A 23396-nucleotide genomic window follows, 5' to 3' on the forward strand; every position below is an offset into this window, starting at 1 on the left:
TCTAGATACTTCGAGGAGTTTTCATTGGCTAAGCGGCGTGTTGTTGTTACTGGCATGGGTATGGTTAGCCCTGTCGGTTTAAATGTAGAGCAATCCTGGCAAAATATTTTGGCTGGCAAAAGTGGTGTTGGTATGGTTGAAGGTTTTGATACCACTGAATACTCAACTAAAATTTGGGCCAAAGTGAAGGATTTCAATATTGAAAACCATGTGCCGCTCAAAGAAGCTCGCAAGATGGATCTGTTTACCCAATACGGAGTTGCAGCGGCTGATGAGGCTTTAGCTGACTCCGGCTTGGTTATTGATGAACAACTTTCTTACCGTGCTGGCGTAGCTGTTGGTGCCGGAATTGGCGGTATAGAAACGATTACTAATAACCAAGAAAGACTTATGAGTGGTGGCCCGCGTAAAGTGTCGCCCTTTTTTATTCCTGCTGGAATCATTAATATGGTCGCAGGACAGATTTCTATTAAACACCATTTAAAGGGCCCTAACATTTCAATCGTGACTGCCTGCACAACAGGTACTCATAATATCGGTATTGCTGGTCGTATGATTGCCTATGGCGATGCTGACGTTATGGTATGCGGTGGTGCGGAAATGACAACAACGCCTTTGTGTCTTGCAGGTTTCTCAGCAGTGCGTTCCTTGTCTAAACGCAATGATGAGCCTGAAAAAGCATCACGTCCCTGGGATAAAGATCGTGATGGTTTCGTTATGGGCGAGGGTGCTGGCGTTCTAGTGCTTGAGGAGTATGAACATGCTAAAGCACGTGGAGCGGTTATCTATGCAGAGCTGGTTGGTTTTGGCATGTCAGGAGACGCTTACCACATTACAGCCCCTGACGAAGATGCAGATGGTGCAGCACGTGCTATGACTGCAGCAGTGAATGATGCCGGCCTTGATGTAACAAAAATTGACTACATCAATGCTCATGGCACATCAACTTATCTTAATGATATGAATGAAACTAAAGCAGTTAAACGAGTTTTCAAGAATCATGCTTATGAATTAGCAATGAGTTCTACCAAATCAATGACAGGACATTTGTTGGGAGCCGCAGGAGCTGTTGAAGCTATTTTCAGTATCCTTGCTATCAAAAACCAAGTTGCTCCTCCGACTATTAACTTAGATAACCCTGATGAAGGCTGTGACTTAAACTATGTAGCTCATACTGCACAAGAAAGACGAATTGAGTATGCATTAAGTAATTCGCTTGGCTTCGGGGGCACTAACGGAAGTTTATTGTTTAAGCAATTTAAATGAAAAAGCGTTGGTTTAAATCAACCCTTTTTGGTTGTTTAGCGCTATTTCTTGTATCTACTGTAATTGGCTACGATACCTACAAGTTATTAGTCAAACCGATGGTGATTAGTGCACCTGCACTAATCACCATCACTATCGATAAAAATAGTTCCGCCTCTGGCTTTGTCCGAGCTCTTAAATCCAAACAATTAATACAGTCGGCTCGCCTTTTTCTACTGCTCATCAGGTTTCAGGGCTTATCTCATCATATCAAAGCAGGTATTTATCAAATTAAGCCTGGCGAATCAGCCCAACAATTATTAAAGAGAGTTGTGGCTGGTGACGTATTGGTGGAGTCTTTTACAATTATTGAAGGCACTACCTTAAATCAGGTGAAAGCGAATCTCTCAAATGCACAGCATTTAAAATATAACGTGAATGATTGGCAACTAATTACTGACTCTCACCCGAACCCAGAAGGGTTATTACTGGCCGATACTTATAATTACAATGCCGGTAGTGATGCAAAACATCTCCTGCAGCTTGCTAACCAAAATTTAGTACAATATTTGAATACCTCTTGGCGGAATCGTGCTCCCGGACTACCTTATAAATCACCGTATGAGTTATTGATTGCCGCTTCTATTTTAGAAAAAGAAGCTGCCTTAGCAAAAGAAAAGAGGATTATTTCTGGTGTTATTGTCAATCGCTTAAAAAAATTCATGCCCTTGCAGATGGATCCTACTGTTATTTATGCGCTGGGGGATAATTACAATGGCAAATTAGGCCATCATGATCTGGATATTGATTCGCCTTATAATACCTACCGTTACCGCGGGTTACCCCCTACACCAATTGCGATGGTTGGCAAGGAAGCAATTGATGCAGCGGCACATCCACAGTCAACTAACTATCTCTATTTTGTGGCTAAAGGCGATGGTTCTCATTATTTTTCTGCCACTTATAAAGAGCAAAAAGAAGCTATTGCACGTTATCAAAGCAAGGGACGATCATGATCGAGCGTGGGCAATTTATTGTTGTTGAAGGCTTAGAAGGAGCTGGCAAATCAACTGCGCTTCAAACCATTAAACACCATCTGGAAAGTTTTGTTCCCGAGCTTATCCTTACGCGTGAACCAGGCGGAACAAGGGTCGGTGAGCATGTACGGCAGTTGTTGAAAGAAAAAGTAGAGGGGGAAGCGCTTGAACCTCGTTGTGAATTACTTATGTTTTATGCAGCTCGCGTTCAACTGCTAGAGCAGGTAATTCGTCCTGCATTAAACAAAGGAGCCTGGGTTTTAGCAGACCGATTTGAGTTATCTACTTACGCTTATCAAGGAGGAGGACGAAAACTCGACAAACAGATGATCAAGCATTTATCAACATTCTGTTTACAGGGGTTTAAGCCCGATTTGATTCTTTTTTTAGATATTAATCCGGAACAAGGGCTTGGCAGAATCAAAGAGCGTGGTGAAACCGATCGAATCGAACAAGAATCCCTAGCCTTCTTTACAGATGTCTATAACGCTTACCATGAAATGATTCGTGGTATGGATAATGTTGTTTGTATTGATGCTGGTCAAGCCATGGAAACAGTGCAAAAATCAATTTTATCAGCACTTAAAACGTTCGTATCACATAATCCAAATGCCTCCTAAAACACTTGAATTATTACCGGCTCATACTGAGCAATGGGCTCAGTTACAAAAAAATCTTGCCAGGCACTGTTTGCCTCATGCGCTATTGTTGGTTGCACCACAGCATGGGGCTGTGTCTGATTTTGCCCATGCAATGTCGGCAGCAATACTTTGTCCTAATGAGAAACAGCCTTGTGGTGAATGTAAATCTTGCCATTTGGTAACACTCGCTGAACATCCGGATCTTTGTTATCTGCAACCTGATAAAGTCGGCGGGGCAATCAAGATTGAACAAATTCGTGATATACAGACGCTGTTATATACGTCACCACAATTGGGCAATAATCGGGTAGTCCTTATTCATCCGGCTGAAAAAATGAATGTTGCCGCAGCAAATGCTTTGCTCAAACTTCTCGAAGAACCGCCTGATGGAGTAGTTTTTATTTTGCTTGCAGAGCAAGTCAGTACTATTCTACCCACCATATTAAGCCGTTGCCAACTCTGGCGCTTCCCGGCAACTGAAATTTTGCATAGCGATTATTTAAGTCTTGGAGAAGGGTATGCAACGGATAGTGAGAGGGGTAAACTTTTTTCCCAGCTACCTGTTATTCTTCAAGATTTACTTGCTCTTATGGGAAATAAGATTTCTGTATGCAGTCTGGCTGCCAAATGGCTTAGCTATGAGATCAATGATTTGCTGTGGCTTATTTATTTAATCAATGCACAGATGATTAATTATCGCCTTAATAATTTTCAGTATGAAAAATCATGGACATTGGCATTGCACGAGTTAGCAAGCCATTTTCACCCCCTTGTCCTCTTTCGGCAATTGGATGAGCTTAACCGACTATGCAAAAAACTAAATCAGAGTATCAGTATTAATCAAACACTGATTCTTGAAAATTTATTATTTGAATATAAAAAGAAATAGATCACTAAAAATAGAGACCTACCGTCTTGGCATGCTAAAATCAATACAAAATTACTCTTATGATCTTCTAATATGTTAGTAGACTCACATTGCCATCTTAATTTTATTGATTTAAGTGATTTTGATAATGATCTCAATAATGTTATCACTCAAGCCCGGGAAAATGACGTAGGGCATTTTCTTTGTGTTTGTGTTGAGCTGGATGATTATCCGGTTCTTTGTCAATTAGCAGCGAGCTACCCAACTATCAGTATTTCAGTTGGTTTGCATCCTAACAGTAAAATAGCTCGGGAACCTGATGCGGCAAAGCTTTGTGAGCTTGCCAAGCAGCATCCAGCCTGTATTGCTATTGGTGAGACCGGACTTGACTATTATCGAACGGAGACACTAGAGGCACAAGAAGAGCAACGTCAACGTTTTCGTGCTCATATCCAAGCGGCACAGCGTACATCAAAACCTTTAATTATTCATACCCGCCAGGCAGCGGATGATACTTTATTAGTAATGCAAGAGGAGGAAGCCCGCGATATTGGTGGGGTAATGCATTGTTTTGCAGAGGATTGGGATGTTGCTCGTCGTGCTTTAGATATGAACTTTTATATTTCTTTATCAGGAATTGTCACTTTTAAAAATGCAACCGCTTTGCAAGAGGTGGCTAAAAAAGTGCCGCTTGATCGCCTTTTAATTGAAACTGACTCGCCTTATCTTGCTCCTGTTCCTTATCGTGGCAAGCAAAATCATCCGGCGTTGGTAAAATACGTGGCAATGGCTTTAGGTGAGTTACGGCAAATAAGTTATGAGAAAATTGCAGAGCAGACAACAGAAAATTTTTATCGTTGTTTTAAGCTTAATAAGCATTCTTAAGATAATAAAGCCTCTTCTTTACAAAGAAAAGGCTTAGAAATTTATGACTAAGGTGCTGGTGATACTGCTGCTGGTACGTGGTATTCTGCAGGGTTGAAGTCGCCTAAATCCGCACCGTAATCCTTGTTTGCCTTAACTACGGTATCAGTTACTACCGCTTCAATGAGCGATTCAACAGATTTCTCTTTATTAGTTTCCAGGGCTTTAATATAGCCAGCTAAGGTTGGATTTTTTTGGAATTTGGCCATACCAAGCGCAGAATTTAATGCCGTGAGGCTTTTTTCATGAGAAGCTTTCATGCTGTTTTCTATAGCAGTCACTACATCATTGACTGTTTTCCCCTTCTTAATTACATTAGCACTAGCAGCAGCTAAATCTTTTAAAGCCTGCTCATAATGTTCTTTTTTGTGTAACATTAAATGCGACATCGCACTTGCAGCATAAGAGGTAACCGAAGTGTAGTCGACTGCTTTTTCTCTTTTCTGGAACATAATAAATCCTAAACAATGGCCGGTTAATTTTGAATCTAAATATAAAATTTTTATACAATTCGACCACATAATACCACGCCATTACAAAATTACCTAGCGATAAAGGAAAATTTTTTACCAATTTTTATGGAAAGAGTTTCCCTATTATACAAACTATCGTCAGCAATCGAAAAAAATTCGCCTCTATCCTTTAACTTTCGGTAATAAAGAAACTAGTGAGTAATGAAATGAATGTACATGCGAATAAACTGATGACCAATAAAGAAGGGTAGTAACTAATAAATCCACCAACAAGTCCACCAATAATCGCTGAAATGGTTGTCCTTAACATATTAAGTACGGCAGTTGCCGTCCCAGCATGTTGTTGGTAATCAGTAAGTGCGATGGAAAAAGTTGGTGGGTTAGTCAGACTCACACCAAAATTAATGAGTAGAGTCGGTGCGAGACTAATTAGACTCAATCCTTGGATATAAAAAAGAAAGCACATCGTTATAGAACCTATAAGCATCAAAGCAGAGCCTACCCGAATATTCCACGACAATGATTTTTTTTCGCGCAAGCGAATACCTAAATAATTACCTGCAACAAGCATTACACCATTACTGGCAAATAATAAGGAAAAATTAAAAGGAGAAATGGCTAAGTTATCGATCACTAGAAAAGACGCATTAATAACTATAATCATGACACAAGAATAAGACGCTGTAATGATAAAAACAGCAAGCCACAAACGACGATGGGTAAAGATTTTTTTATAGGTAGCAAAAGAAGCTCTCAATAAAAACGTGGTTTCGGTTTTTTGCCAATACACTGATTCATGTAAGACGTATTTTGCAAGCACCAAGAGAATTAAACCAATAAGACCCATCACTAAAAACGTTGTCTGCCAGCCATAACGCATCAGAATAATGGAACCAAGAATTGGGGCAAACAGAGGTGAAACTGCGACAATCATGGAAAGGTATGAAAGCATCCGGGCACGTTCCGTACTGTCCTCATGATCTCTTGAGGAAGAAAAGGCAATTACATAGACACAACAAATGGCAAACCCCTGTAAAGCTCTTGCCGCAATTAGCATTTCAATATTAACTGATGCAATACAGGCAATAGTCGCAATTAAAAAAATGGCCAAACTGACAGCCAAGGTTTTCCGCCGGCCATAATGATCAATTAAAGGCCCCCATATTAGTTGAGAAAGGCCAAATATAAAGAAAAATAGGCTTAAAGTTAACTGACCTAAGGCTGGACTTGTATTAAAATACTGCGTTATTGTCGGTAAAGCGGGTTGGTATAAATCATAGGTTAACAAAGAGAAAGTTGACAAAATGCCTAAATACCAAAAAGGGGTAGGTTTATTTTGAACAATCTCAGAGGGCATATAAGACCATTTTCGTTTATAAAATCAGCTAAACATAGAAGAAAACCAGTATGCCACAAACAATACGGATGGAATAATGAAATTATTTATTGGCCTAATGTCTGGCACCAGTATGGATGGTATTGATGCTGCACTTATCGATTTGTCTTCCCATTCTTTCATCGCTGGAATTACCTGTCCTTACAACCCCGAAATAAAGCAGCGATTGCTCGAAGTATGCAATGGCGATCTTTATGGGTTGAAGCAGTTTAGCCAGTTAAATACGCTTTTAGGGCGAGAGTTTGCCAAAGCAGCACTTGAACTGATGGCTACAGCAAAAATAAGTGCTAAAAATATCCATGCTATTGGCAGTCACGGGCAAACACTCTGCCACGATGCTACCGCAGATATTCCCTATACAGTGCAATTAGGTTGTGCTCATACGATTGCCGAGTTGACTGGAGTTCCTGTAGTGGCTGATTTCAGAACGCGTGATTTAGTTGTTGGCGGGCAGGGGGCTCCTTTTGCCCCCTTGTATCATCAAGCTTTATTTCAAGGCCAGACATACCCTTTAGCGATTGTTAATATTGGTGGTATTGCCAATATGACTTATCTTGCCAACGAGCATGATCTTCATGGTTATGATCTAGGTCCAGGAAACTGCCTAATGGATGCGTGGATTAAAAAACATCTGGGTCATGATTATGATAAAGATGGGGAATGGGCTGCGCAAGGGCGGGTAATAGAGCCCCTCCTTGATGCACTTTTAACTGATGCTTATTTTAAACGACAGCAACCAAAAAGTATTGGGAAAGAATATTTTTCACTGGATTGGTTAGCAAGGTATCTCCAACCAGCTTATGATGCTGTTGATGTACAAGCGACCTTACTTTGCTTTACGGCTCGAGCAATTGCGCATGAGCTAAAGGCCGGTAATTTATCTCCCAAACGTCTCTTGCTGTGTGGTGGCGGTGCCCACAATACGGCACTTCTTAATACGCTTACTGATTTGTTACCTGAAATAAGCGTGGACAGTACAGCCGCCCTCAATATTAGCCCAGATTTTATAGAGGCAGCAATGTTCGCTTGGCTGGCAGAAAAAACTCTAACCAATACTCCGGTTAATCTTTGTCAAGTCACTGGTTCTACTCGTTTAATAATATTGGGAGCAATCTATCCGCCAGGCATTGACAAAGGAAATTCGCTTAGGGTGTAATGTGCTATTTTCATCAGATAAGACGTTTATCTTGGACACACATCAATTACATCATGCTCAACCTAATAAATTAAGTGCTTACCTCGTTTTTTTGCTGTCTGCCACTTTTTACTTGTATGAGTTTGTGCTGCAAGTTGCCCCCAGCGTTATGGCTGAGTCAATGATGAAAACCTTTCAGGTCAGTGCAGCTGGTTTTGGTATTATTTCTGCCTTTTATTTTTATGCCTATGCACCTATGCAATTACCAGCAGGTTTACTGTTTGATCGGTACGGTCCACGAAAATTAATGACCTCTGCCTTGACTTTATGCGCGGTTGGCTCTTTCTTTTTTGCTTCAACTGATAGTTTGTTTACAGCAGCTTTAGGACGTTTTCTTATTGGTATTGCTTCTGCGTTTTCGTTTATTGGTGTCCTGGTTTTGGTTTCACGTTGGTTCCCACCACAACAATTTGCTCTGTTGGCTGGTATCGCTCAATCAATGAGCTCAATCGGGGCTATGTTTGGAGAAATGCCTTTAGCTGCTTTAATTGAACAAGTAGGTTGGCGTAATGCCAGCTTTATTCTGGCTTTTATTGGGTTATGTTTAGCAGCTCTTATTTGGTTTGTTATAAGAGATTATCCTCACCAGCCCACTCAGCCTGCACCAAAACGACAGTTTCGGGATGAATGGCGCCGTTTATTAGATGTTTGCAGCCGCTCTTATACTTGGATAATTGGTGCTTATTCCTTCGCTATATGGACTCCTATCGCAGTTTTCGCAGCGTTATGGGGAGTTCCTTATTTGCAACAAAAATTTCAAATTTCGGTGATGGTGGCATCAGGCTTATGTAGCATGATTTGGCTTGGGATAGGCATAGGCAGTCCGTTGTTAGGTTGGGTTAGTGATCGTTGCAATAGTCGGCGCCTGGCACTGGCTATTAGTTCCATTTTTGGTCTTATATCTACTTTAGTTTTGTTGTATTTCCCTGATGTCCCTCTCAATTGGATGTACGTAGTGTTATTTTTTTTAGGATTTGGCGCAGGCGGACAGACTGTCAGTTTTGCTGTTGTGAAGGATAATAACCCTCCTGAGCTTGTCGGAACAGCTTCTGGCTTTAATAATCTTTCAGTACTCTTAGGTGGTGCAATTTTCCAACCCCTCGTAGGCGTCATCCTTCATCATAGTGAGAGTTGGTTAGTAAATGACATACCTGTTTACAGTGTTGAAAGTTATAATCGAGCATTGTTGGTTATGCCTTGCTGTTTTCTTGCCAGTTTAATAATAGCGATCTTTATATTAAAAGAATCACACCCTGGTAGAGCTCATTCATGAAAGATAATTTTTCGGCAAAAGTAATAACACTTCATGAAATATATGAAAACAGTTACAAACTGGCCAAGGTTATTATGCAATCTCCCTACAAATTTGATATTGTAGTTGCAATAGCCAGAGGTGGATTTCCTACAGCACGATTTATTTGTGATTTTTTAAATATTCGTCAATTATGCTCAATGCAAATCGTTCATTATCGTGGTGGTGCGGTTAAAAAAGAAAAAACGGAAATCATCTCTCCCATCAATATCAGCGTTAAAGAAAAGAATATATTAATCGTTGATGATGTGAATGATACAGGTGAAACACTTAAAGCTGCTTATGACCATATTCAATCATTAGAACCTGCCTTATTTAAAATCGCTGTTCTTCATGAAAAGTCAACGACTCTATTTAAAGCAGATTTTGTAGCTTCTCACCAGACAAAATGGAAATGGTTAACGTATCAATGGGCTGTAACAGAAGATATTATATCCTTTCTTGAAAAGGACAACATGCTGGGGGAAGATGAAGCGCTTTCTCGGGAGCACTTATATAAGAAATATAAGATTAAAATAAGTAAAAAAGCTTTCCAACAAATACTGGGTATGCAGGGCAACTATCTTTAATTTTAAGCTAGATCTGATTTGATACCAAATTCATTTACCAATTGTTAATAGTGATAATTCTCTTGTTGGAATAATAACTATTGATGACATGATTGATATCCTGAGTGAAAAACTGACTCAAATAGTATCTCTTGTAAAACTCCAATAAAAAGAGAAGCGAAAAAGAGGGCTTGCAGCGAATTTTTAATTTTTCTGGCTGCCTCATGAGGCCAATTCTTTCAATTTGAATAAAAAGTTATGCTATGCTTTTTTTTATCACTCCTAGTAATCATGGCTTATTATGAAAACAGCAAGAGGGTTAGTCGTTACAACTGATTCTACGCAAGCCATTGGAGATATTGATTATTTTCACCAACAAATAGTAAGCTCCGGGAAATCTGCTGATGCCGTATTGGAAGCAGCCAAAAACCATGTTGATAATTTACTGATTCAAACTTATGCAGCAGCCTTTTATTTATATGGACAAGAGCATACTGCAACCAATAATGCGACAGCTTATTTATTACAAGCTGAAAAATGCCTGCGAACTGCCAATTTACGTGAAAAAATGACTTATCAAGCAGTACGTGCCTGGCAGCGATTGGATTATGAGTGTGCTATCAGCCTGTTTACCAGTATTGCTGCACTTTTCCCGCGCGATACCCTGGCAATAAAATTTGCTGAATGGCTTTTTTATTGCAGTGGTCAAGCTTTTCAAGCAAAGCGCTTCCTAGCACTTTGTGAAAAAAGTGCACCAGAAAATCAAGATGACTCTCATTTTTTAGCTATCCATTCATTTGCCCTTGAATTATGCGGCCACTATAGTCAGGCAAAAGTGATGGCAGAGCGAGCAATTGATATGGATTTACTTACTCCATGGGCGCATCATACTTTGGCACATGTTTATCTCTTGCAGAATGACATTAGCAGCGGAATCAGCTGTTTACGAAAATTACAGCCCAGCTGGGATAAGATTTTGCCTTTACTTAAAGGACATAATAGTTGGCATCTTGCCTTATTTTATTTGGCAAATCGTAAAAAAACCGAAACAATAGAGCTTTTTAATTCAAGTATTTTTGGTATCTGGCCTGATACCGTATTGGAGCAGCTTGATGCCATTTCCTTGCTCTGGCGCCTGGATATGGCAGGGTTTCCACAGGATGATTTATTTAAGGAGATTGCTGACCATCTAAATCAACATCCTTATGAACAGTATACTGGTTTTAATAGCATTCACTTTTTGTATTGTCTTGCAAGAATTGACGATGAAAAGGCTATTAATCGGGCTTTAGAGACAATGATAACCTATGCAAAAGCACTCCAGCCTGGTTATGCACAGAATTTGTGGCACAATGTTACTCTGCCTTTTTGCAAAGGGATATTGGCCTTCGTGCGAAAGGATTATCATGCTGCCTGTGATATGCTTGCGCCTATTATAACTGATTGCTTCCAAATGGGGGGAAGTGATGCTCAGGATGAACTGTTTCTGCAAACTTATTTACTCAGCCTCTTGCGTTCTAAAAGGCAGGTAGAAGCGGAGCAGTTTTTTGCCAAGTATCTATCTCACTACAAAAATACACCTTTGGCAGAGTATTGGTTTACCAATAGGCACTAAAGAGTGCTAATTCTTTAACGTTCTTATCATTAGGAAAGACCAGATTGGTGCAGCAAAAATCATGAAAATCATTAAAATAACCGCAATAGGAATACTATCAGTTGTTATCAAACCATAAATCAGTGCAATTACAGCTAGTATGTTGAGCCAAAAAATAACAAGGGTCCACTTTATCCAGTGACTGTTAACAATGATTTTTGATTGTCTGCTTGCTTTATACACCAAATAAACACCCAAGCTTCCTATTAAAAACCCCCAAGCGATTAAAATTGCCGAATGTGACTGTATGACCAGAAAGGTACTCCAGAAGTTCTGGAGAATTTCTGGAGGAAGCTTAAATGTACCCATTAAAAACCAGCAAGCTAATAAATTTAAATCAACCATGACTCCTGTAAAACCAGCGGCAAAAAAGCAAAAAACAGCAACATTGGTGTAAAAATTAGTGCCAAAAATATAGCGGAAAGCTAAACCTAATAACATGACGGCCATATCTGCAATAGTAAAAATTATAAAGGACCAGGCGTAATATGCCCAGTAAGGCTGTAGTTTTTGCATAAAATGAGAGGCTATTTCAGGGGTATATATGATGGAATGGGAAAAACTAATTGGCGATATCATATGAGCGCCAGTATAAAGTAATCCCCCCAGTAGCCAGGCCAAACCATAAACATAAAAAAGTGCTTTCACAAGGTTATTATTCATGTTTAACACAATTCCGTATTCAGGGTAGTTAAACTATTTATAAATCATAATCTCAATTGCTGCCAGTTACAGTGATGCAAATACACATGGCATTCTCTATGCTTGAAATATGATGAGGGAACCTACATCATTAGTCTAGATGTACTATACTTCACTTGCGATTAGATGAAATTATGGAGAGCTAGTATGTCCCCGACCAAAAGAAAAGATATTGCCGAAGAACATAGCAATTTGCAGCAATATTACATGGACATCATCGCGTGCATGCCCAATATCGTATATATTTTAGATAATAACTGCGTCTTTACAGGTGGAAATAGTAATTTTCTTAAGTTACTGGGTCTTAAACGTACAGAAGAATTGGTTGGTAACACCTACAAACAAATAATAAAACTCGTTCCCTGGTCAGAAGAACGAATGCAATTATTCAAGCGTGATGACATTAATGTTTTGCTTTCTGGTGAGGCGGTTTATAACGAAGAAGAAGCCCCCGTTTTCGATCAACAACGAGGTATTATTCATTATCTTTCTACCCGGATCCCTTTGTTTGATAAAGATAAAAATGTGATTGGTTTGGTTGGTATTTTGGTGGATATTAGCGAACGTAAGAAAATGGAAGAGCAATTAAGTAAAATAAAAGAGCAATTGCAAAAGAATAATGCCAAACCACAAGAGGCCTTAGTGAATATGGACGATAAAAAGATCCCTAAGGTATTAATGATTGAGGATAATACTATTGCACAAAAAGCTGCTCAATCTTTGCTAATGCAGTTAGATTGTCAAGTAGACGTAGCCGAGTCTGGCGATAAAGCAGTAGAGCTATTTAAGCCCGGTAAGTATGATTTGGTGTTTATGGATATCGGGTTAGAAGATACTTCTGGTTATGTTGTCGCAAAAAAAATCAGACAAATAGAGAAAGATACTGGCCAGCGCGTTCCAATCATCGCATTGACAGGTTATGAAGCTGATGTCGTTAAATATGACTGTGTTGATTATTTTATGGAAGGGGCGCTAACTAAACCCCTAACCAGTGAGCAGGCCAAGCAGATCATCCAACACTATATATATCATATTGATATACCTGTTCGCGGGCTTAAGAGTATTCAACAGCCAGAGTGAATTATAAATAAGGTCTATTTTCCGCGCTGTCACGCGCGGATTTAGTTCTCAAGCTTTATCGAGATTGTTATTGCAGGCAAATATTAGGCTGTTTGTCGTAAATGATTAGCCTTTGGTATTGCCTCATCCGCACGATATCCACCTGCTAATTCTTGATAGAGCTTAACTACCGTTATGAGTTGCTGCAACTTATCTTGGTTTAAATTGATGTTTATCTTATCCAGGAGAACTTTGCTCTTCAAGGTTTCTACATAATTCTGGATGCCACGCTGGTATAAACGATTATTTAAATCGTATGCCTTTGCGACGCGTTTTTGTGCCAGAGTTGTCTGCCGAAATTTATTGGTTAAGCGCTCATTTTCTGCTAGAGCATTCGTAGTATCTCTCAAAGCTTTTTGCAGGGTATCAATATAGTTGAAATAAGAAACCTTATTTAAGCCACGTGCCCTGGAAATTTCCCCAAGAACCGACATGCGGATCAAAGGAATTTTTAATAATTGATCATTAAAATAAACATGCTCTCTTGGTACCTCATAACGGCTATCACCAGCAACCAGGCCATCAATCAAATCTAATTGGATAGTGGGTAAAAGATTAGAGGCCGCCAATCCTATGCCTTCGTTAGAAGCGCGTAAGCGATTTGCAGCCATTTGCATATCAGGTCTATTTTCAAGAACTGTTAACGGTAGGGAACCCGGTATTAAATGGCGGTTATTAAATTGTAAAAATTTTGCTGAAGTTTTTATTGCACCTGGATTTTGATTAATTAGATAACGCAAGGCATTACGACTAATAATGATATTACGCTCGGCAACCTCTACTTCCCCTCGGATTGTCTCCGCTTCGCTATACAATTCTTCCTGTTCAATTTCCGAACTCAAGCCCCCCTTATAAACCTTATTAGCAACCTGCGCGAGATGAGCAAGATCGTCAGCCAAAGTCTGCAAAAGTTGTTTACGTTCTTTTTCAGCCAGATAGGTAAAATAGCTTGCCGTAATTTGGGAAATAATGACCAATTTAAGAGCATCATCTTCGGCTTTGATTTGCTCTAATTTATATTTTGCTATTTTTTGTTCTTTAATTTGATGAAAGATATTCATCGTATAATTGGGAATTAGGACAGCCAGAGTACCAGGAAATCCGGTTGCTGGATTTCTGGAATAACCTAGCATCATGTCTAGAGTTGGGATCCATTGATAACGAACCTTTTTAAGTTCTCCTTGTGCTGCCTCTATATGACCTCGTGACATATTAAGGCTGGTATTACACTGCAAACCTCTGGCAATAAACTGATTAAGTGTCGGATCTTTAAAACCACGCCACCAGGCTATATAAGGCATATTTTTTTCGTCTGTAGAAATAATATTTCTGTCAGTTACAGACCATTGATTGGCAACTTTAACACTAGGTTTAGGGTAGGGATTATGATAAGCACATCCGGCTAAAATAAATGTTAATAAAAAAGCTTTAACCAGGTGTTGCATGCATTACTCCGTCGCTTAAATCCATTTTCTCTACGCCAATAACAAAAGCTTTTAAACGTACTAAATCAGCCTGTACCTGTTGCAATAACTGAAAGTAATCGAATTTATGATAACGTTTAGTATAATAGGCCATATAGAGAGCTTTAAGGCCAATAAAAATGCGATTAGTTAATTCAACAAACTGATTAAACGTATCTCCCACTGCACCTTCCGATTTAATTATAAATTGGGCATTCCTTATTAACATATTCACCGCAAAGAGGCTTTCCGTCAATTTAATACATGCTCTAAACCATTCTGTTCGTTGAATTTTTCCCTGATTTAATAATTTAACTAACGTATAAAGATCGTTAATCACCTCCGATTGTGTCTGGTTAATAAAGCGTTCCATCAACTTATAGCGACGAAACCAAAAATATTCAAAAATTAAAATAATGCCAAAAGCAATCACGGTACAAAGAGTATAATCAATGATGTAGTAGGTTACTGTCAGCGAATTCTCTGTACTAAAATAGCCGGCGCCAATCACCGACGCATTCACTGTGAATACAGTTGGAACACTATACTCACGCCCCACCAGGAAAAAAGCAAAAAACACAGTCATAGGGAGAATAATAATTAGGGTTCGATAGTCAACATGGCCTATAAACCATAGTATATAGCCGCTAAATAGACCTAAAAGCACTCCCAGGAAGCGCTGATAGGCACGAAAGATAGTTGTCCCATTGTCGAAACCAGCATAAATCATCATTACCGCAAAGCCAGTCCAGCCAGCGCGCGGATACCTTAGCCATTCCTGCACAAAAAAAGTAAAGAAAAACACAGTACTAATTTGTATGCAGCGCAATTCAAGGTAAGTAAAGGTCTGGTTTCCTAGCCATCCGCGCATAAATAATTCCAGCTTAAAATTAATTGATATAGAAGACGTAACTCATGTGTTTCGTTAAACGCAGGTAACTCTTGTTGAGTAAAAATAACAGGCTGCCTGTTTTTAGAAGCCTCGGCGAGACGTGCAAGATAGGTATGTAAAACAGCGACGTATTCTATGCGCAGTTGCTTTTGAAAAGATAATAAATAAGACATCGTCAAGATCAATTCAAAAGCCAGGAGAGTTATTTTTAATACACTGAAACATTTAATTTTTTTAGGCAACATTTTGGCATAACGCTCCATTGTAATAATGCCTGGGAAAATAGCGATGGTTTCAACTTCTCCTTTACAAAGTTTACCAGAGAGTGTTTCTAGATTAGTAATGACCTCACGAAATGCACTGAACCAAATTTCAAAATAGTAGCTTTTGGGAAAAATAGACAAGCCAGCAAAAATAACTACAGTAGCAGCAATGGTTTGTAAGGCATTATTGACAGCAATATAAAAATTACTATCTGCATCAAGCCCATAAATGAGGGAATAAGAGGCCAGACTTAACATTAAAGGAACAATAACAAGCATTCTTTTCAGGGTATGCAGCACAATAAAATAAAGTGCCAGGGTGTAGAAAAAAACAAAAAAAATAAAAAAAACGTTATAAACAGAAAAGACACCAAAGAGAAAGATCGATAAAGCACTACCAAGAAGAGTCCATAACAAAAATACATATTTTTCTTTTAGCGTAGTCCCAGCAGTTTCGGCTGTAAGGCAAGTGATCGGAACATAAAAAAAATAAAAATAAGGATTGTGCATAGAGGAAAAAAGGTTGAACAGAATCATGAGTTCCAAGACAAATAAAGCCTTTAACCCATTAGTACGATGTTCTTTATATTTATCGTAGGCAGCAATCTTATCTTTTAGTCGAGATATAAACATAAGCACTTGCGCCAGGGTTTAGAGGATAATTTGGATCGGGATCTAATATTTTGATTTGCAAAGGGAATCGCTGCGGCAGTAATAACCATTCATTCTGATTGGAAACAACCTGCAGCTGGCTTTTTTGAGCCGTCACCTGTCTTTCTGCTGGCCATAGGGAGTTAACTACTTCACCATGAAATAGTTTGTCAAAATAATACATACGTAAAATAATATAAGCCTTATCGCCCGGGCGTACATTACGTAAATCAGTTTCATTAAAATTGGCTTGAATATAAAAATTTGATGTGTCTATAAACGAAAACACAGGTTTATGAATTTCAATCGGTGTATTAGGGGAGACGTACATATTATCTATTACGCCATCTCCCGGAGCCCTTACCACAGTCAAATCAAGATTAATCTTGGCTTGATTTTTTTTAGCTTTAAGACTAGCAACCGTATGTTTTTGCTGCTCAATTTTAGCCTGTAATATTTCTACCTCTTGTAATAAGGACGCACGTTTATTACTTAGCGTAGTTACATCATAAGAAAGGTTTTTAATTTCGAGAATGGAAACTGCTTCAGCCACATTTTTATCTTTTTTTAAACCCAGAGCATATTTAGCCTTATCTAACTCGGCATCAGTTGCTCTAATTAGAGCCATCGTTTTCTCAATTTCCTTTTGAAATACAGTGATTTTCTTTAAACCCTCCTGATAATCCGCACTAGCTTGCTGATAAGCTAATTGATAAGGAACTCGATACACTGTAAATATGCGATCATTTTTTTTGACGTGCTGACCGTTTTTTACATAAATGTCGGTAATAAAACCCGAGACATCAGCTGCTACCGGTGTGACATTGGTTACGACAAAAGCATTATCAGTAAAGGGAATTAAATACGAAAATAGATGGAAGATACCAATAAGAAGTGCCAAACCGACAACAAGAACTGGCAAACTAAGATGACTTTTCCATCGTTTAAAAAAAAGAGGCATTGTATGCGTAAAGAAATGATGTACCCATTTACCTAATGCTTCATACCATACAGTGGAATTATCGTTCACAATAACGCGCCTCTTTATAAAACAACGAGTACCTAACTTAATTTATGTTAAATTGCACCTTTTTTCCATTTTCGAATTAAACGAGAATGATTATTGGGCGATTCATACAAACGACTTTGTCCGTTTTCTGGTAAATACCCCCATTGCGATTCCTCAGCAAGTATGGTTTGGGCATCAAAATAACCAGCATCTATTCGCTTTTTAATAATAGACTGGCCAAAGTTATAATCTTTGGAAGCTGCCTTAACAATTCTTGCGCTGTAAATTAAGTGAACGAGAGTACAATGATGCGGCGTGCCGATATCAAGTAAATGTGCATATTTTTTCCTCTGATCAGCAGTCAAAATACCACTTAATTCTAACATCGAGTTACGCATTTTTTGGCGTTGCAAATAGTTAAAAATAGAGCGTTGCGCGTGTGTACTATAAGAAATATCTTTCATTCGTTCCTCGATCTCGTTCATGGTTTCTGGCATGAATGAAGGCCCTCCAAAACAATCAATAAGAAAACACAATGTATTATCTGGCGGAATGGCCTCTAAGATAACTTCCAGGGGCATATTTGAGTGTACACCACCATCCCAGTAAAATTCACCATTTATGTTAATTGCAGGAAACCCGGGGGGTAGGGCTGCACTCGCCATGACATGCTCTACTTCAATACGGTAATTAATGTTATTGAAATAAATCAGATGGCCATTAGAAATTTGTACGGCACCAAGACTTAGACGGATGGGGCAGGAATTGAGAAGATCAAAATCTATCAATTCCAAGAGTGTTTCTCTAAGTGGCGTTGTATCGTAATAGCTAAGCGTGGTGGGATCTCCCCATATGGGGAAGACGCCAGTACACCAGCGAGGGTAAAAAAATCCGGGTTGCCCATACAGTAAGGCAAAAGAGGCACTGATTTTATTATAAAGCTCCAGAGTTGAATCCAACTCCCCTAAATATTCAACTATATTATTAGGGGCAATTTTTTGCCAAAATTGCTCTAGCCTCTCAATACGTTTTTCTGGTGGATTCCCAACTATAATTGCAGCTTGGATAGCCCCAATTGAGGTCGCTGCAATCCAATCAGGCTGATAACCTGCTTCTAATAATCCTTTAACCACGCCAAATTGATAGGCACCCAAGGAACCCCCACCTTGTAATACATACGCGACTCGTGGAAAACGCCCTTTAGGTTTAGCGGGTAAATGATTAAAACGGTTGGCCAAAGGATTATTACCAGTAGGTTTCGAGTCCATTTTTGCATTCATAAAAATCTCCCTTTATCGAGCACTGTTATTTACCGGCTCTTTAGCCCTACACAGTATACCTGAAGATTATCTAGAAAAATCAGTAACGTTATCAAATTTGTTCTCATGTCCTCTCGAACAAACTGAGAGATCTCCAGAATAGGTATCGTACTATTTTTATACGTTCGAAATGACGTAGAAGCAATCTAAAAAAGCAGGAATCAAAGCAAAACACACACCCCTAGCTTATAATTATATTAACTCAAAGACAGGATTGATTCATATGGATAAAATGATTAAATCTGTTGATGTGATTATCGTGCGAATCTATATTCTGGAGTCATCCAATTTAATCCAAAAAATCTTTGACCATTTGGAAAAAACAGTAAAAATTCGTGGTGTAAGCCTATTTCGTGGTTTAAGGGGCTTTGGTGAAACAGGAGACCACAGCAGTTCTGTGTTCGATGTTCGCTGGGATTTACCGATCATTATAGAATTTTTTGATAGTGAGGAAAAAGTGAAGCTTGCTTTAGAGTACTTGACTACCTTTATTAAACCAGAGCACATAGTTTTTTGGAAAGCACAGGCAAATACTGAACTCTAAAATGCAAAAACTTAAAAAGAACCAGCAAAACTTCATCTTATTGATAGTGTATCCGCCATTAAAAATTAATAAATAAATCAATGATCTATCCTATATTTTCTCAATTTACGTAGCTGAGCTAAGTCTTAATTAATTTCATTAGAACAAAATATGCAGTTTGTTACCGACACTAGTCGACTATGACATGTAATAAATTGGTATATTTTTAAACACTTTAACCATGGGGAATACAATGAATCCAATCTATAATGTTGCTGGTTTTTTACAGCAGGATAAAAGAGCGATACTAAATCAAATAGCATTTAATATAGTTAATGAGCTCGTCATACTGGAGGGTGATGTCGATGGACAAAACCTACTTATTGCAGCAGAAATAGCTCAGGCAATCGACGCATTATTAAAGGAGAAAAGCTTCACCTCTCGCACAAAAGTATGCTATCAGCCGCAGGAAATCGAAAAATTTTTTAATCTACACATGCAAGCAATACAGGATTTGGCCGGTCAATTATATGCCTTAAATGAATCTGACTTATACAAAGACATCTGCACGCTAGGAGAATTACTATACGCCGGACGATGGGACACTACGAGTCATCTTAATAATGAAAAAGCCTTACTCGCTACAGAGAATACAAGAGTTCTGCTTTACTGTGCTGAAAATGGTGAATTGGCTATCCGCTTCCCCAATGAACAAGTATGTAGGGCATTTAGCCAACATCTAAAGCCTGCAATCATTCCAGAAAATTTTAGAAAAGGGGCTCAATACGAACGTAATCCAAAGGGCTTCACGCCTGTTCGATATGAGGAAAATTTAAATTGTCTCTTTATTCCTTCTTACAAAGCACTCAATGGTGAATTTGCCATTAACTGTGGTACCCAAGAAAATAGAGACGGTTTACTTAAACTTTTAGGGTTAAAAATCAGTTCTACCCAACAGACCAATACATACACTACGACAATCTATGCCGATGGGCTATTTACCATCTATTCTGTAGCAAAGCAGAGTAATGCGATCTATTTTAATAAAGAGAATAAAATATTTACTGAAAAAGGGACTTGTCTAAAAATTGACACTACAACAGGTGAAATTCGGCAAATCCAAATTAAAGATTTTTCAAAAATAGTTCAAAAACGGCCACCTAGTCGTTTTGACGCCTTCTATGCGCTTGATATCTCAACCCTGCATCAACCTATACCTGCTGTACAACCAGTTGAAGCACCGCAAGCAGTCGCTGTAAAATCAGTTTTATCGAAAAATTGCTTATTTATGCTTGATAAAAATAATGGAAATGAGCCCGAGATTACCATCCAATTCCCAGATCAATTCAGCCGTGATCAGTGGCATGCAACCTTTGTAGGATTCGCTAAGTCAATTGGTATCTCAATAACGAATGATAGTTTGGTTGAGAAAAGCGATAAGGATTCATCAATACTTCGCTTCAAGGCTTGGAATGGGGAGGGAAGTATTGGTGTTTTTTCATTAAACCCAAGTTCAAGTACTCTATTCCAATCCCAAACTCAAATAAGTATTGATTTCGGTGACCTACAACTGCGTGAACTATTCATTGAGACCTTAGGTATTAGTGATCAGGTTGCGACTATTTTCACAGATTGCCATCGCGCGCGCACTCTGCATTTCAAGCCCGGTATTCTCAATTCTCAGGCTGATCACCAATTAAATACAAAATACAATGATGAAGCTCTCGCTAGTTATACCCTTCTCCTTTCTGCAATAGAAACGTCAACAGTAAATCCTGTTATTAATTGCTAATAGGACTACCTTCTGGTTTTCCTTTATAAAGGAAAACCAGAGTTTTTTTCTCTGAAGAGAATAGTTGTTTCCTAATGAATTTGTTACTGGTGTTAGGATAGAATTTTTAATCAAGAAAATTTTATTTGTACCTATCTTTTACAATTATCATTTTATTATAGGAATTAAGTGTCTTTTTCTATCTATAAGCAGCCACTAATTAAACCTTCTTAACTACATTGCCACATTAGGGGGATGTTAGTTTTTTAGGTTCTTGGTCTTTGATTGAGCTTAGCGTATGATTATTTTCTCCGCTCCGGATTATCATGAAACTACAAATTGATAAGATCGGGCGTGTTATCAACCAACAGCCAAAGCTTTGCCAGGCATAGTCGATACAGTGGGGGATGAGCTTAACTATACTCGTTGATTCTGGTGTACCGCTCAAGATTGGATTTCGTACGTATTGGGAGCAAAAACGGTTATGTTAGGACGTTCGCCCGTTTACGTTTTAGCAGCAGGGCAGGTAGATGTTGAGAACCTGCTTACTATTTTTGCTGATGAAATGCGTATAGCTAGGAGTTACCTCCATTGCGCAAATTGACAAAAGCAATCTTGCCACTCTCTAGGGGTTGATAAGTGTTTTATAGCTTTTGCATTTTTTTTCATGTTCAATCAACCATTTTTTTCTTGCAACCCCGCCACCATAACCACTGAGCTCCCCATTGCTATTAATAACGCGATGACAAGGGATAACGATTGCAAGTTGATTTGATCCATTAGCTCGTGCTACAGCACGCCAGGCAGAGGGTCTATCAACAATTTTTGCAATATCAGCGTAGGAACGAGTTTCGCCAGGGGGAATTTTGGCTAAAGCACCCCAAACTTGCTTTTGAAAAGGTGAGCCAAGCAGGCTTAGAGGTGTATTAAATAGTTGTAGAGTGCCATTAAAATAGGCATTAAGCTCGTTTTGAATTGAAATAAGAGGGGCTGTTGAGCCAGGAATGATTGCTGACTGTGTTTTTTTTCGCAGGCGTTCAACCTCGCGCTCAAGCCCTTTACGATCAATGAACTCCAGGAGGTAAAGGGTGTTTTCATCCGCAATAGCGAGCATTGGCCCCAGCTTAGTATCTAGCCAAGCTGCCTTTAAAATATTTTTATGCCCATGCTTGGCAGGAGCAGCCCCCATAATTCGTACAAATGCATCTCTAAAACCACTACCAGATTCATAACCCGCAGAAATTTGTGTACTGATAATTGACTCACCATTTCGGATTTGTTTCACTGCCAAGCCTATTCGTCGAGCTCGCGCATATTCTACAAAGGTCATACCAAACCTTTTTTTAAATTGGCGACGAGCGGTCACTGCCTCAATTGATAGAGCCTGGAAATCGGCATTTTTCCATCGTTTTTCAGGGTTTTCGTCAATAGCATTCACTAATTTTTGTATTATTGTTGAGACTTGATTGGGATGAGAAAGAGGAAGACAACGCTTGCAAGGCCTAAATGAAGCTAATAGGGCTTGTTGAGCGGTTTCGTAAAATTCACAATGCTCAAATTTAGGTTTTCTTGCAGGACATGTTGGGCGACAAAATACACCGGTTGTGGTAACAGCAACGTAAAAAACACCTTCATATTCAGTATTCTTATTCAATAACGCCTGATAATACTCGATTTTTTTCTCTTCCGTTAACATAGAGACCTCTAATGACCATTACTTCCACTTTATTGTAGCGAATTTAGAAAAAGGCGCCGCCGAAATTTGGACATCGATTTTATTTTATGGAAAAGGGTATTGGATTAGTCTCTACAAGAAAAGATAGTGGGCAGTCTGCAGTATGAGCAGGCACCCACTGAATAAATGGAATAAAGCTTACTAAGTCTGCTTAAGCAGCGCAGGCAGCAGTATTAGTAGAAATGGTGTCATCTTGAGATGGCAGGGTAGAAGTCGTCCATGTAAAACTTGAACCAGGAGGTCCATTCTCATCATCCTTTTTAGGAAAAAGAATCGGCATCCTGCAAGTAGACTGGAGCCCTAGTGCAGTTTTTGACGTTATACCAATTGCACATAATTTAACAAGAGAAGGGGATACCCAGGGGATTAGATGACTTCTTTGTTCCTCTCTTTCCTCTTCTTCATTTTGTATTGGTTCATTACTTCCAAAAAGCCAATTTTTCAGAGAACTAAATGCCTGAACAACACGGGCAACGAAATTTTTGATATTTTGAAAAAGCTGCATTGAAAACCTTTTATTGGGACTACAATTAATACACTAAGAGGCATTATTATACTAAAAAGCACAAAAAAAGCTATTTTTAATTTTTAACAAAATGTTATGACGCTGTATGGAAATTAAACATCTATCGCATACAAGTTATTTGCTTAAGCAT

23 protein-coding genes are annotated in these 23396 nt (G+C 38.8%); 13 read left to right on the forward strand and 10 right to left on the reverse strand.

The annotated features are described in order from the left end of the window. The first annotated feature begins 24 nt into the window (after positions 1-24). The 5 genes from fabF to DYC89_RS08060 all read left to right on the forward strand — a co-directional run bounded on the left by fabF (position 25) and on the right by DYC89_RS08060 (position 4676). Positions 25-1266 carry a beta-ketoacyl-ACP synthase II gene (gene fabF, locus DYC89_RS08040; protein WP_115221319.1) on the forward strand — a complete coding sequence of 414 codons (1242 nt, stop codon included), beginning with the start codon at positions 25-27 and terminating at the stop codon, positions 1264-1266. After that, positions 1263-2261, forward strand: a complete 999-nt coding sequence (mltG, locus tag DYC89_RS08045; protein ID WP_115221320.1) for an endolytic transglycosylase MltG — start codon at positions 1263-1265, stop codon at positions 2259-2261. The genes fabF and mltG overlap by 4 nt, the downstream gene beginning before the upstream one ends. Further along, on the forward strand, positions 2258-2902 hold the full coding sequence (tmk, locus tag DYC89_RS08050; protein WP_115221321.1) for a dTMP kinase: 645 nt from the start codon (positions 2258-2260) through the stop codon (positions 2900-2902). The genes mltG and tmk overlap by 4 nt, the downstream gene beginning before the upstream one ends. After that, on the forward strand, positions 2892-3812 hold the full coding sequence (locus DYC89_RS08055; protein ID WP_181879354.1) for a DNA polymerase III subunit delta' C-terminal domain-containing protein: 921 nt from the start codon (positions 2892-2894) through the stop codon (positions 3810-3812). Before tmk ends, DYC89_RS08055 begins: the two co-directional genes overlap by 11 nt. A 72-nt stretch (positions 3813-3884) precedes the next feature. Further along, positions 3885-4676 carry a TatD family hydrolase gene (locus tag DYC89_RS08060; protein ID WP_115221323.1) on the forward strand — a complete coding sequence of 264 codons (792 nt, stop codon included), beginning with the start codon at positions 3885-3887 and terminating at the stop codon, positions 4674-4676. A gap of 47 nt (positions 4677-4723) precedes the next feature. Here DYC89_RS08060 and DYC89_RS08065 read toward each other — a convergent pair whose 3' ends face one another. Both DYC89_RS08065 and DYC89_RS08070 read right to left on the reverse strand, forming a co-directional pair. Then, positions 4724-5167 carry a hypothetical protein gene (locus tag DYC89_RS08065; RefSeq protein WP_147285492.1) on the reverse strand — a complete coding sequence of 148 codons (444 nt, stop codon included), beginning with the start codon at positions 5165-5167 and terminating at the stop codon, positions 4724-4726. Positions 5168-5357: 190 nt separating this feature from the next. Then, the gene (locus tag DYC89_RS08070) at positions 5358-6545 is read right to left on the reverse strand and encodes a multidrug effflux MFS transporter (RefSeq protein ID WP_115221325.1); all 1188 of its coding nucleotides are present in this window, start codon (positions 6543-6545) and stop codon (positions 5358-5360) included. A 76-nt stretch (positions 6546-6621) separates the two neighbouring features. On the opposite strand from DYC89_RS08070, the gene DYC89_RS08075 reads away from it, so the two are divergent. The 5 genes from DYC89_RS08075 to DYC89_RS08095 all read left to right on the forward strand — a co-directional run bounded on the left by DYC89_RS08075 (position 6622) and on the right by DYC89_RS08095 (position 11254). Next, on the forward strand, positions 6622-7740 hold the full coding sequence (locus DYC89_RS08075; RefSeq protein WP_115221326.1) for an anhydro-N-acetylmuramic acid kinase: 1119 nt from the start codon (positions 6622-6624) through the stop codon (positions 7738-7740). 28 nt (positions 7741-7768) lie between these two features. Then, positions 7769-9052: an MFS transporter gene (locus tag DYC89_RS08080; RefSeq protein WP_228365063.1), complete on the forward strand. Its 1284-nt coding sequence runs from the start codon at positions 7769-7771 to the stop codon at positions 9050-9052. Beyond that, entirely contained in the window at positions 9049-9660 is a 612-nt protein-coding gene (locus DYC89_RS08085) for a phosphoribosyltransferase (protein WP_115221327.1), read from the forward strand. The genes DYC89_RS08080 and DYC89_RS08085 overlap by 4 nt, the downstream gene beginning before the upstream one ends. 40 nt (positions 9661-9700) lie before the next feature. Next, a complete protein-coding gene (locus DYC89_RS16940) occupies positions 9701-9808 on the forward strand; it encodes a hypothetical protein (RefSeq protein ID WP_425451568.1) in 108 nt (35 codons plus the stop codon). Between the two features lie 132 nt (positions 9809-9940). After that, positions 9941-11254 (forward strand): tetratricopeptide repeat protein, encoded by a 1314-nt coding sequence (locus tag DYC89_RS08095; protein ID WP_115221328.1) that lies wholly within the window; start codon positions 9941-9943, stop codon positions 11252-11254. A 6-nt stretch (positions 11255-11260) separates the two neighbouring features. On the opposite strand, the gene DYC89_RS08100 is transcribed toward DYC89_RS08095, so the two are convergent. Then, on the reverse strand, positions 11261-11956 hold the full coding sequence (locus tag DYC89_RS08100) for a hypothetical protein (protein ID WP_115221329.1): 696 nt from the start codon (positions 11954-11956) through the stop codon (positions 11261-11263). A gap of 186 nt (positions 11957-12142) precedes the next feature. Here DYC89_RS08100 and DYC89_RS08105 point away from each other — a divergent pair, with 186 nt between their 5' ends. Further along, positions 12143-13075, forward strand: a complete 933-nt coding sequence (locus DYC89_RS08105; protein ID WP_115221330.1) for a response regulator — start codon at positions 12143-12145, stop codon at positions 13073-13075. Between the two features lie 83 nt (positions 13076-13158). Here the strand turns inward: DYC89_RS08105 and DYC89_RS08110 are convergent, their stop codons facing one another. From DYC89_RS08110 to DYC89_RS08130, 5 genes are all read right to left on the reverse strand, one after another. Then, entirely contained in the window at positions 13159-14559 is a 1401-nt protein-coding gene (locus DYC89_RS08110) for a TolC family protein (RefSeq protein ID WP_115221331.1), read from the reverse strand. Beyond that, positions 14543-15448, reverse strand: coding sequence for an FUSC family protein (locus DYC89_RS08115; RefSeq protein ID WP_181879355.1), 906 nt, complete (start codon positions 15446-15448; stop codon positions 14543-14545). Before DYC89_RS08115 ends, DYC89_RS08110 begins: the two co-directional genes overlap by 17 nt. Then, a complete protein-coding gene (locus DYC89_RS08120) occupies positions 15433-16365 on the reverse strand; it encodes an FUSC family protein (RefSeq protein ID WP_181879356.1) in 933 nt (310 codons plus the stop codon). The genes DYC89_RS08115 and DYC89_RS08120 overlap by 16 nt, the downstream gene beginning before the upstream one ends. Further along, positions 16340-17344: an efflux RND transporter periplasmic adaptor subunit gene (locus DYC89_RS08125; RefSeq protein WP_115222698.1), complete on the reverse strand. Its 1005-nt coding sequence runs from the start codon at positions 17342-17344 to the stop codon at positions 16340-16342. The genes DYC89_RS08120 and DYC89_RS08125 overlap by 26 nt, the downstream gene beginning before the upstream one ends. 116 nt (positions 17345-17460) lie before the next feature. Continuing rightward, a complete protein-coding gene (locus tag DYC89_RS08130; protein ID WP_115221334.1) occupies positions 17461-18672 on the reverse strand; it encodes a patatin-like phospholipase family protein in 1212 nt (403 codons plus the stop codon). A gap of 262 nt (positions 18673-18934) precedes the next feature. Between DYC89_RS08130 and DYC89_RS08135 the strand changes: the two genes are divergently transcribed. Together DYC89_RS08135 and DYC89_RS08140 are read left to right on the forward strand one after the other, a co-directional pair. Beyond that, on the forward strand, positions 18935-19255 hold the full coding sequence (locus DYC89_RS08135; protein ID WP_115221335.1) for a DUF190 domain-containing protein: 321 nt from the start codon (positions 18935-18937) through the stop codon (positions 19253-19255). Positions 19256-19487: 232 nt separating this feature from the next. Continuing rightward, complete coding sequence (locus DYC89_RS08140) at positions 19488-21026, forward strand: hypothetical protein (RefSeq protein WP_115221336.1); 1539 nt, start codon at positions 19488-19490, stop codon at positions 21024-21026. 604 nt (positions 21027-21630) lie between these two features. Here the strand turns inward: DYC89_RS08140 and DYC89_RS08145 are convergent. Together DYC89_RS08145 and DYC89_RS08150 are read right to left on the reverse strand one after the other, a co-directional pair. Beyond that, positions 21631-22701, reverse strand: a complete 1071-nt coding sequence (locus DYC89_RS08145; protein ID WP_115221337.1) for a bifunctional transcriptional activator/DNA repair enzyme AdaA — start codon at positions 22699-22701, stop codon at positions 21631-21633. A 190-nt stretch (positions 22702-22891) separates the two neighbouring features. After that, the gene (locus DYC89_RS08150) at positions 22892-23245 is read right to left on the reverse strand and encodes a hypothetical protein (protein ID WP_115221338.1); all 354 of its coding nucleotides are present in this window, start codon (positions 23243-23245) and stop codon (positions 22892-22894) included. Positions 23246-23396: the final 151 nt, after the last annotated feature.

Origin of the sequence: Legionella donaldsonii (assembly GCF_900452385.1) — a bacterium.
Classification (GTDB): domain Bacteria; phylum Pseudomonadota; class Gammaproteobacteria; order Legionellales; family Legionellaceae; genus Tatlockia; species Tatlockia donaldsonii.